This window comes from Actinomadura fibrosa (assembly GCF_900659615.1).
Lineage (GTDB): Bacteria > Actinomycetota > Actinomycetes > Streptosporangiales > Streptosporangiaceae > Spirillospora > Spirillospora fibrosa.
Genome location: NZ_CAACUY010000316.1, coordinates 1 through 8,967 on the forward strand (window position 1 = coordinate 1; position 8,967 = coordinate 8,967).

The window sequence follows — 8,967 nt, forward strand, 5'->3', positions numbered from 1 at the left end:
GTGGCGCGGGCCGCGGCGCGGGCGGGCGCGCCCGTCGTCGCCGTGGCCGGCAGCCGCGGGCTGACCGGCGAGCGGCTGCGCAGGGCGCGGATCCAGGCCGTGTACGCGCTGGCCGACATCGAGCCCGACGCCGAGCGCCGCGTCCGCCGCGCGGGGCCGCTGCTGGAGCAGCTGACCGTCGCGATCGCCGACGAGTGGCTGCCCCCGGCCGCCCCCTGAATCGGATCGTTCCACCGCATCTCGGCCCGATCCGGTCGAATTTCCCCGGATCACCGGGCGGCCGGGGATCCGGCCGCATACGATCAGCCCCGGCGGCGGATCTTGAGAACTTCACAGCGGCACGAGGCGGGCACCCCATGGCGCAAGAGCGGTACGACTGGGCATCACTCGGAATCGACGTCACCAAGCCGAGCATCGCTCGCGCGTACGACGTCGTCCTGAACGGCAAGGACAACTTCGAGGTCGACCGCGGCTTCGTGCACGAGATCGTGAAGATCATCCCGGAGATCTACGACGTCGCCGCCTACAACCGGGAGATCCTCGGCCGCGGCGTCCGCTTCCTCGCGGGCGAGGCCGGGCTGCGCCAGTTCCTCGACCTCGGGTCGGGGCTGCCCACCGTCCAGAACACCCACCAGGTCGCCCAGGCGGTCGCGCCCGACGCGCGGGTCGTGTACGTCGACAACGACCCCATCGTGCTGGCCCACGGCCGCGCGCTGCTGGCCGAGAACGCGAACACCACGGTCGTCACCGCCGACATCCGCGAGCCGGAGGAGATCCTCGCGCACGCGGAGGTGCGCCGGCTCATCGACTTCGACCGCCCGGTCGGCGTGATGCTGGTCGGGATCCTGCACCACCTGCACGACGACGAGGGCCCGCAGCGGATCGTCGAGACGCTGATGGACGCCGTCCCGTCCGGCAGCCACCTGTTCGTGACGAGCTTCTGCGCCTCCAGCCAGGAGGCCGTCGACGCCGAGCGGAAGTACCTGTCGCTGCTCGGCACCGGGCGCTTCCGGACGCCCGAGGAGATCACCGCCTACTTCGACGGGCTGGAGCTGCTGGAGCCCGGCGTGGTGCCGCTGCCGCTGTGGCGCCCGGAGGGGGACGTCCCGGCGGAGCTCACCGTCGGCCACCGGCTCATGTACGGCGGTATCGCCCGCAAGCCGTGACCCCTGCGGCGCGGGCCGTCCCAGGACGTGCCCGCGCCACCAGGGCCGCTTTACACTCTGTCATGGAATCGCCCGATAGCTTTGCATCCTGCACGTGGCGGCGCGGGGGCCTCGAACCGCACGATTGAGGCGTAGGGCCTGGTCAGCGTTGACGGAGGAGCTCCCGTGAAGATCGGCGTGCCCCGAGAGATCAAGAACCACGAGTACCGGGTGGCCATCACGCCCGCGGGGGCCCACGAGCTCACCCGGCACGGCCACGAGGTGTTCATCGAGCGCGGCGCCGGACTCGGGTCGGCCATCGCCGACGACGAGTACACCGCCGCCGGCGCCAAGATCCTCGACGGGCCGGACGCGGTGTGGGCCGAGGGCGAGCTGATCCTCAAGGTCAAGGAGCCGGTCGCGCCCGAGTACCACCGGATGCGCGAGGGCCAGGTCCTGTTCACCTACCTGCACCTCGCCGCGTCCCGCGCGTGCACCGACGCGCTGCTGTCGGCGGGCGTGACCGCGGTCGCCTACGAGACCGTCCAGCTCCCCGACGGCTCGCTGCCCCTGCTGGCCCCGATGTCGGAGGTGGCCGGGCGGCTCGCGCCGCAGGTCGGCGCCTACAACCTGATGGCGTTCAACGGCGGCCGCGGCGTGCTGCCGGGCGGCGTGCCCGGCGTCGCGCCCGCGCGGGTGCTGGTGATCGGCGGCGGCGTGTCCGGCCTGAACGCCGCCCAGATCGCCGTCGGGATGGGCGCGCAGGTGACGGTGCTGGACGTCAACGTCGACCGGCTCCGCCACATCGACGCGATCTACCAGGGCCGGCTGCGGACGCTGGTCTCCAGCGCCTACACCGTCGAGCAGGAGGCGCGCGAGGCCGACCTCGTCATCGGCGCCGTGCTGATCCCGGGCGCGAAGGCGCCGAAGCTCGTCTCGAACGACCTGGTCGCCCGGATGAAGGCGGGCTCGGTGCTGGTGGACATCGCGATCGACCAGGGCGGCTGCTTCGAGGACTCCCGGCCGACCACGCACGACGACCCGACCTACCGCGTGCACGACTCGATCTTCTACTGCGTCGCGAACATGCCGGGCTCGGTGCCGAACACCTCGACGTACGCCCTCACCGGCGTCACCCTGCCCTACGCGGTCGCGATCGCCGACAAGGGCTGGCGGGACGCGCTGCGCGACGACCCGGCGCTGGCCCGCGGCCTGAACACCCACGCGGGGCGGCTGGTCTACGACCACGTCGGCGAGGCGCACGGCCTGCCCTGGTCGCCGCCGGAGTCCGTGCTCGGCTGACGGCTGACGGTCCGCCGCGCCGACGCCCTAGAGTGGGGCGCATGGGGGAACTGATCATCCTGCGGCACGGCGAGACCGAATGGAGCCGGGACCGCCGCCACACCGGCCGCACCGACCTCCCGCTCACCGAGCACGGCGAGGAGCAGGCGCGCTCCCTCCCGCCGCTGCTGGCCGGGCGCCGGATCGTCCGGACGTTCTCCAGCCCCGCCGAGCGCGCCCGCCGCACCGCCGAGCTGGCGGGCCTGAAGGTCGACGGCACCGATCCCGACCTCTGGGAGTGGGACTACGGCGGCTACGAGGGGATCACGACGGCCGCGATCCAGGAGGACCGGCCCGGCTGGTTCCTCTGGGCGGACGGGGTGGTCCCGGGCGACGCCGAGCATCCCGGCGAGACGGTGGAACAGGTCGGCGAGCGGACCGACCGGGTCCTCGCGCGCGTCCGGCCGCTGCTCGCCGACGGCGACGTCGCGCTGGTCGCGCACGGGCACGTCCTCCGCGTCCTCACCGCCCGGTACCTGGGGCTGGACGCGGCGCACGGGCGGTCGTTCGCGCTCGACACCGGCACCCTGTCGACCCTCGGCACCGAGCACGGGCGACCGGTGATCACCTCCTGGAACGTCCCCGCTCCGTGACCGCGCGGGCGGCGGCGTCCACCGCATAGGATTTTCAGGGGGGAGAGCCACCCCTTCGGGGTATCGCCCCGGGCCGCCCCGAGACCGATTGCGAGGACGGAGATGGCGACCAGCGAGACCCCCATCCGCGGGTACACCGCCACCAAGGACCAGCTCCAGACGCGGCTGCGCCGGATCGAGGGCCAGGTCCGCGGCATCGAGCGGATGGTCGAGGACGACCGCTACTGCATCGACGTGCTCACCCAGATCAGCGCCGTGCAGGCCGCGCTGGACAAGGTCGCGCTCGGCCTGCTCGACGGCCACGTCCGCCACTGCGTCGCCGAGGGCGCCGAGGAGGGCAAGGGCGACATGATGTCCACGGAGCTGATGGCCGCCGTGGGGCGCCTGATGCGCCGCGGCTGACCGCTCCCGGCGTCCCGTCCCGGCGTCCCGTCCCGGTCTTCTGCCCCGTCGCGCCGCTACCGGTGGGACAGGGCGGTGTGATAGGGCCCTGTTCCGGGAAATAAGCATGTGGTTACTCTGGCGCCGGGCGCGTTCCGCGCGCGAGGAGAAAGGGGGCGGTCGGCGTGCACGACGGCGTGCGGGAGGATCACGGCCTCTTCGGCCCGGGCTCGGTGACGTGGCGGGTCATGGGCGAGCCGGTCCTGGTGGTCGGCGGCGTCCGCGCCCTGCTGCTCCAGGCCCTCCATCCGAGGTCGATGTGGGGGACCGCGCAGAACTCCGCCCTCATGGACCCCGAGGCCGCCTGGGCGAGGCTGGCCCGCACCGTCGAGTTCGTCCGCGTCCGCACCTACGGCACCGAGGCGGAGGTCGAGCGCGTCGGCCGCCGGGTGCGCAAGCTGCACTCCAAGCTGAGCGGCCTCGACCTGCGCACCGGCGAGACCTTCCGGGTCGACGACCCCGAGAACCTCCTCTGGGTGCACATGGGCGAGGTCGACTCCTACCTGGACGTGGCGCGCCGCGCCGGCGTCCCGCTCACCGCCGCGGACGCCGACGCCTTCGTGGACGAGCAGCGCCGCGCCGCCGAGGTCGTCGGCCTGGACCCGTCCGCCGTGCCCGGGAGCGTCGCCGAGATGCGGGACTACTACGACGGCATGCGGCGGCGCGTGTGGGCCTGCTCGGAGGCCCGCGAGGGGCTGCGGCGCATGTTCAGCCCGGCCGTCCCCCGCCGCCTGCTGCCGCTGAAGCTCGCCGCGCCCGGCGCCGGGATGCTCGTGGTGTCCACGCTGCCGCGCTGGGCGCGCCGGATGTACGGGCTGCCGGGGCTGCCCACGTCCGACCTCGCCGCGACGCTGGCGCTCAAGGGCCTGTACCGGACGACGCACGTCGTCCCGGAGCGGTACCGCTACTCCCCCGACGCCCAGCGGGCGCTGCGGCTCACGCGCGAGCACGAGACCGAGGCGGCCGCCTGGTCCATCGCCTCCTGACGGCGGCGCCCCGGACCCCGGAGGCCGGTCACCCTATCGGCGGCGGCGCGTCCTTCGCCTCGGCCTTGACGCCTTGGCGGGGCAGCATCAGCGCCGGGACGATCAGCACGGCGGTCAGCGCGAGCGACACCCAGAACGTCGTCCCGAACGCGTCGGCCAGTTGCGGCGCGACCTGCGCGCGGACCTGATCGGGGATCTCGCCCATGCCGCCCACGCCGCCTCCGCCGCCCGCCCGCGGGATCCGGTCGCTGATCTCGCGGGAGAGGATGACGGCCAGCAGCGCCGTGCCGACCGAGCCGCCGAGCTGCACGATGATGTTCAGCGAGCTGGACGCCCGGGACACCGCCGCGCGCGTCAGCGTCGTCAGCGCGGCCGACATGGTCGGCATCATCGTGCAGCCGAGGCCGAGGCCGCGCAGGAACAGCGCGCCGCCGAGCAGCCAGTAGGACGTGTCCGCCTCCACGAGCGCGAACGGGATCGTCCCGACGACCAGCAGCACGATCCCGACCGGGACGATGCGCCCGGCGCCGAACCTGTCGACGACCACGCCGGCGACCGGCATCGCGCACGCCGCGCCGAGGCCCTGCGGGGCCAGCAGCAGCCCCGCGGCGAGGGCGCCCTCGCCGCGCGCGGTCTGGTAGTACAGCGGGATCAGCAGCATCGAGCCCATCAGCGCGATGCCGACGAAGAAGATCGCGACGGAGGCGGTGGCGAACGTGCGGTCGGCGAACAGCCGGACGTCGATCAGCGACCGTCCCCCGCGGCTCAGGCTGTGCAGGACGAACAGCGCCACCAGCACGGCGCCGGCCGCCAGCCAGGCGATCGTCGAGGGCCGCCCGAAGCCGCCGCCGCTGCTCGCGGTCGACAGGCCGTAGATCAGCAGGACGAACCCGGGCGGCAGCAGGAGCAGCCCGCGCAGGTCGAGCGCCTGCGGCCGGTCGCCGCCGTGCCCGTGCGGGACCTTCCACCAGGCCAGCGCCAGGGCCAGCGCGCCCACCGGCAGGTTCACGAAGAAGATCCAGCGCCAGTCGACGTCCTCGACCAGCCAGCCGCCGAGGACCGGGCCGAGCACCGGGCCGAGCAGCATCGGGACGCCGATGATGCTCATCATCCGGCCCATGCGGTGCGGTCCGGCCGCCATGGTCAGGATGGCCATGCCGGTCGGCATCAGCATGCCCCCGCCGAGCCCCTGGAGCACCCGGAAGACGATCAGGGACTCGATGTTCCAGGCGGAGCCCGACAGCACCGAGCCCAGCACGAACAGCACGATCGAGGTCATCCACACGGTCCGCCCGCCGAAGCGGTCGATCGCCCAGCCGGTCAGCGGGATGACGGTGCCGAGGGCCAGCAGGTAGCCGGTGATCACCCACTGGATCGTGGACAGCCCGGCGTCGAAGTCGCGGCCCAGCGTCTGGAGCGCGACGTTGACGATCGTGGTGTCCAGGATCGCCATCACGTTGCCCGCCACGATGACCAGGCCGAGCACGATCACCTGGCGGTCGAGCCCCTCGGCTCGCGGAGCGCCGGACGACCGCGTCGTCTCGGCGGGTGGGCTCTCTGCCATGATCCGACCCCCTCGTCGGCGGCCCCGCCCGGGGAGGGCCGCGCCGGCGTCTGTTTCGTCTTGAAGTTCAACGCATTGGCAGTGCACCACGGAATATGTTGAAATTCAAGACATGTCCCCAGTGCCAGTTCCTCCCGAACACTCGGTCGACGCGGACCTGGAGACGATGATCCCCTTGATGGGCCGGCTGGTCCGCGGCCTCAAGGGCCACGGCGGGCGCGGCGAGGCCGCGGAGCTGATGCGGCTCGTCCGGCACGCCGACCTCGGGCCCCGGCACGTGCCCGTCCTGTTCGCGCTCGTCCTGCACGGCCCCGTGCCCGTCGGCGTGCTCGCGCGGCAGGTGGCGCTGAGCCCGGCCACCGTGAGCCAGCTCGTCGGCGAGCTCCAGCGCGGCGGCTTCGTGGCGCGCCGCCCCGACGAACGGGACCGCCGCCGCATGATCGTCAGCCTGGACGAGCGGCACCGCGGCGTCGTCGAGCGCTTCGCCTGGCGCCGGCTGCGCCCGCTGCGGACCGCCCTGGAGGCCCTGGCCCCGGAGGAGCGCGTCCACTTCCTGCGCGGCTTCAGGCTGCTCGTCGAGACGATGGAGCGGGCCGGACCGGACGGCCGGCCCGACGCCCCCGCGGACGGACCGCACGCCGAATCCCCGGAGCACTCCCCGGAGGAGCCGGACCGCGGGTCACCGGACGATCAGTCCTCCGGCTCGTCCACCGCCTCGTCCCGCTCGCCGGGCTCGGTCTGCTCGGCCACCCAGGCCAGGTAGTCCATGCTGCCCGCCACCACCGGCGTCGCGATGATCTCCGGCGTGTCGTAGGAGTGCCCGTCGGTGATCAGCGTGGCCAGCTCGTCGAAGCGGTCGGCGGTGGTCTTGAACACCACCATCCACTCCTCGGCCGCCTCGATCTCGCCCTCCCACCAGTAGGTGCTGGCGATCGGCCCGACCAGCTGGGCGCAGGCCGCGAGCCGCTCGGACACGGCCGACTTGGCCAGCTCGGCCGCCTCGGGACGGGAGTCGGTGGTCGTCGTCACCTGCACGTAAGACTGCGCCATGGCACGACTCCTTCCCCTTCACCGTCCCGGCACGCCTTGACCTGCCGTAACACCTGTCAGTGGGCAGGGCTCACCACGAGGGCGCTGCCGCCGCCGCGCCGGACGGGCTCGGCGACCGCCTGGACGAGCCCCGGCCGCAGCACCTCCAGCGCCGTCGCGGCCCCGATGACGCCCTGCGGCGGGCCCGGGAAGGGGTCCAGCCGGTGGCCGCGCGCGGCGAGGTCCCTGCCGTACCGGTCGATGAACGCCTGCTCGGCGAACACGCTCGGGGTGTTGCGCTGCGTCGCGCGCGGGGCGGCGAGCGCGGCGGGCAGGTCCATGCCGAGGTCGATCCGGTTGAGCAGGATCTGGAGCACGGTCGTGATGATCGTCGAACCGCCGGGGGTGCCGACGGCGAGCTTCGGCCGCCCGTCCTTCAGCACGATCGTCGGCGCCATGCTGCTGCGCGGCCGCTTGTGCGGGGCCGGCAGGTTCGGGTCGGCGGGCGCGCCGGGCGCGGGCGGCTGGAGGGTGAAGTCGGTGAGCTCGTTGTTCAGCAGGAACCCGCGGCCGGGGACGGTGATGCCGCTCCCGCCGAACTGCTCGATCGAGACGTTGTACGCGACGACGTTGCCCCACCTGTCCGCGACGACGAGGTGCGTGGTCTGCGGCCCCTCGAACGCCAGCGCGCGCGTCTGGGTGCCCGGCGGGACGCAGGGGGCGTAGCGCCCGTCCGGCGAGCCGGCCGCGACCGGGGCGGCGGCCGCCTGGTCCGGCTTGATCAGGCAGGCGCGCTCGCGGGCGAACCCCTGCGAGAGCAGCTCGTCCAGGGGCACCCTCACCTTGTCGGGGTCGCCGACGTAGGCGCCTCGGTCGGCGTAGGCGAGCTTGGACGCCTCCAGGTAGTAGTGCAGGGCCGTGACGGGGTCCTTCGCGTCCAGCCGGAAGTTGCCGAGGATGTTGAGCGCCTCCCCGACCGTGGACCCGCCGGACGACGACGGCGGCTCCCCGTACACGTCCAGCCCGCGGTAGGGGACGTGCGTCGGCCGTTTCGGGAGCGCCCGGTACGCGGCGAGGTCGGCGGGCTTCATCAGCCCCGGGCGGACGTTGCGGGACGCGGCGGGATCGACGGGCGGCTTGGCGACCGTCCGCGCGACCTCCTTGCCGAGCTCGCCCTTGTACAGCCACGCCGGGCCGCGCTTCGCCAGCTCCCGGTACGTCCGCGCGAGGTCGGGATTGCGGAACACCGAACCGACCTCGGGGAGCTTGCCGCCCGGCAGGAACAGCTCGCGGGTCGGGACGATGTCGCGGAAGCGCGCCTCGTTCACGGCGGTCTGGTCGCGGAACTCCTGGTCCACGACGAAGCCCTTCTCGGCGACCCGGATCGCCGGCTGGAGCAGCGTGCGCAGGTCGCGGGTCCCGAAGCGGCGGAGGGCGAGGTCCCACTGGGCGAGGGTGCCGGGCACGCCGACGCTGAGGCCGCTGGTGACGGCCTGGTCGAACGGGAGCGCCTTGCCGGTGGCCGGGTCGACGAACGAGTCCGCCCGCATCGCGGCGGGCGCGAACTCGCGGCCGTCGAAGGCGTGCACGCGGCGCGTCCGCGCGTCGTAGTAGGTGATGTAGCCCCCGCCGCCGATCGCCGACACGTACGGCTCGGTCACGCCGAGCGTGGCGCCCGCGGCGATCGCGGCGTCCATCGCGTTGCCGCCGCGCCGCAGGACCTCGATCGCGGTCCGGCTGGCGTCCGGGTCGACCGTGGAGACCGCGCCCCCGTAGCCCGTCGCGACCGGCTGCCGGGACGGCGGCGCGGGCGGTGAGGTTCGCGAGTGCAGGGGACGCCGTCAGCGGCGCGCGATACCCTGCGTAGC

At 73.7% G+C, this 8,967-nt stretch carries 10 protein-coding genes; 7 read left to right on the top strand and 3 right to left on the bottom strand.

Annotation, left to right across the window (positions count from 1 at the left end):
• The 6 genes from E1300_RS44365 to E1300_RS44390 form a co-directional block, all read left to right on the top strand.
• Positions 1-219: glycerate kinase (locus tag E1300_RS44365; RefSeq protein ID WP_207400323.1), on the top strand; the 219-nt coding region annotated here is incomplete at its 5' end.
• A 137-nt stretch (positions 220-356) separates the two neighbouring features.
• Positions 357-1,166 carry an SAM-dependent methyltransferase gene (locus E1300_RS44370; RefSeq protein WP_131763286.1) on the top strand — a complete coding sequence of 270 codons (810 nt, stop codon included), beginning with the start codon at positions 357-359 and terminating at the stop codon, positions 1,164-1,166.
• 165 nt (positions 1,167-1,331) lie between these two features.
• A complete protein-coding gene (gene ald / locus E1300_RS44375; protein ID WP_131763287.1) occupies positions 1,332-2,447 on the top strand; it encodes an alanine dehydrogenase in 1,116 nt (371 codons plus the stop codon).
• A 41-nt stretch (positions 2,448-2,488) separates the two neighbouring features.
• Positions 2,489-3,079, top strand: coding sequence for a histidine phosphatase family protein (locus tag E1300_RS44380; protein WP_131763288.1), 591 nt, complete (start codon positions 2,489-2,491; stop codon positions 3,077-3,079).
• Between the two features lie 102 nt (positions 3,080-3,181).
• Positions 3,182-3,481, top strand: a complete 300-nt coding sequence (locus E1300_RS44385; RefSeq protein ID WP_131763289.1) for a metal-sensitive transcriptional regulator — start codon at positions 3,182-3,184, stop codon at positions 3,479-3,481.
• Positions 3,482-3,645: 164 nt separating this feature from the next.
• Positions 3,646-4,506 (top strand): oxygenase MpaB family protein, encoded by an 861-nt coding sequence (locus E1300_RS44390; protein ID WP_242619788.1) that lies wholly within the window; start codon positions 3,646-3,648, stop codon positions 4,504-4,506.
• 28 nt (positions 4,507-4,534) lie between these two features.
• Here E1300_RS44390 and E1300_RS44395 read toward each other — a convergent pair whose 3' ends face one another.
• Positions 4,535-6,070, bottom strand: coding sequence for an MDR family MFS transporter (locus E1300_RS44395; RefSeq protein ID WP_131763290.1), 1,536 nt, complete (start codon positions 6,068-6,070; stop codon positions 4,535-4,537).
• 112 nt (positions 6,071-6,182) lie between these two features.
• Here E1300_RS44395 and E1300_RS44400 point away from each other — a divergent pair, with 112 nt between their 5' ends.
• Entirely contained in the window at positions 6,183-6,833 is a 651-nt protein-coding gene (locus E1300_RS44400) for a MarR family winged helix-turn-helix transcriptional regulator (protein WP_242619789.1), read from the top strand.
• Here E1300_RS44400 and cutA read toward each other — a convergent pair.
• Positions 6,761-7,120 carry a divalent-cation tolerance protein CutA gene (cutA, locus tag E1300_RS44405; RefSeq protein WP_131763291.1) on the bottom strand — a complete coding sequence of 120 codons (360 nt, stop codon included), beginning with the start codon at positions 7,118-7,120 and terminating at the stop codon, positions 6,761-6,763. The two genes, E1300_RS44400 and cutA, sit on opposite strands and share 73 nt — an antisense overlap.
• Positions 7,121-7,176: 56 nt before the next feature.
• A complete protein-coding gene (gene ggt, locus E1300_RS44410) occupies positions 7,177-8,931 on the bottom strand; it encodes a gamma-glutamyltransferase (RefSeq protein WP_131763292.1) in 1,755 nt (584 codons plus the stop codon).
• Between the last annotated feature and the right edge of the window lie 36 nt (positions 8,932-8,967).

Coding starts and splice junctions, on each gene's coding strand:
- E1300_RS44395 (WP_131763290.1), bottom strand. CDS start 6,070: ATGGCAGAGAGCCCACCCGCCGAGACGACGCGGTCGTCCGGCGCTCCG.
- E1300_RS44370 (WP_131763286.1), top strand. CDS start 357: ATGGCGCAAGAGCGGTACGACTGGGCATCACTCGGAATCGACGTCACC.
- E1300_RS44385 (WP_131763289.1), top strand. CDS start 3,182: ATGGCGACCAGCGAGACCCCCATCCGCGGGTACACCGCCACCAAGGAC.
- cutA (WP_131763291.1), bottom strand. CDS start 7,120: ATGGCGCAGTCTTACGTGCAGGTGACGACGACCACCGACTCCCGTCCC.
- E1300_RS44400 (WP_242619789.1), top strand. CDS start 6,183: ATGTCCCCAGTGCCAGTTCCTCCCGAACACTCGGTCGACGCGGACCTG.
- E1300_RS44380 (WP_131763288.1), top strand. CDS start 2,489: ATGGGGGAACTGATCATCCTGCGGCACGGCGAGACCGAATGGAGCCGG.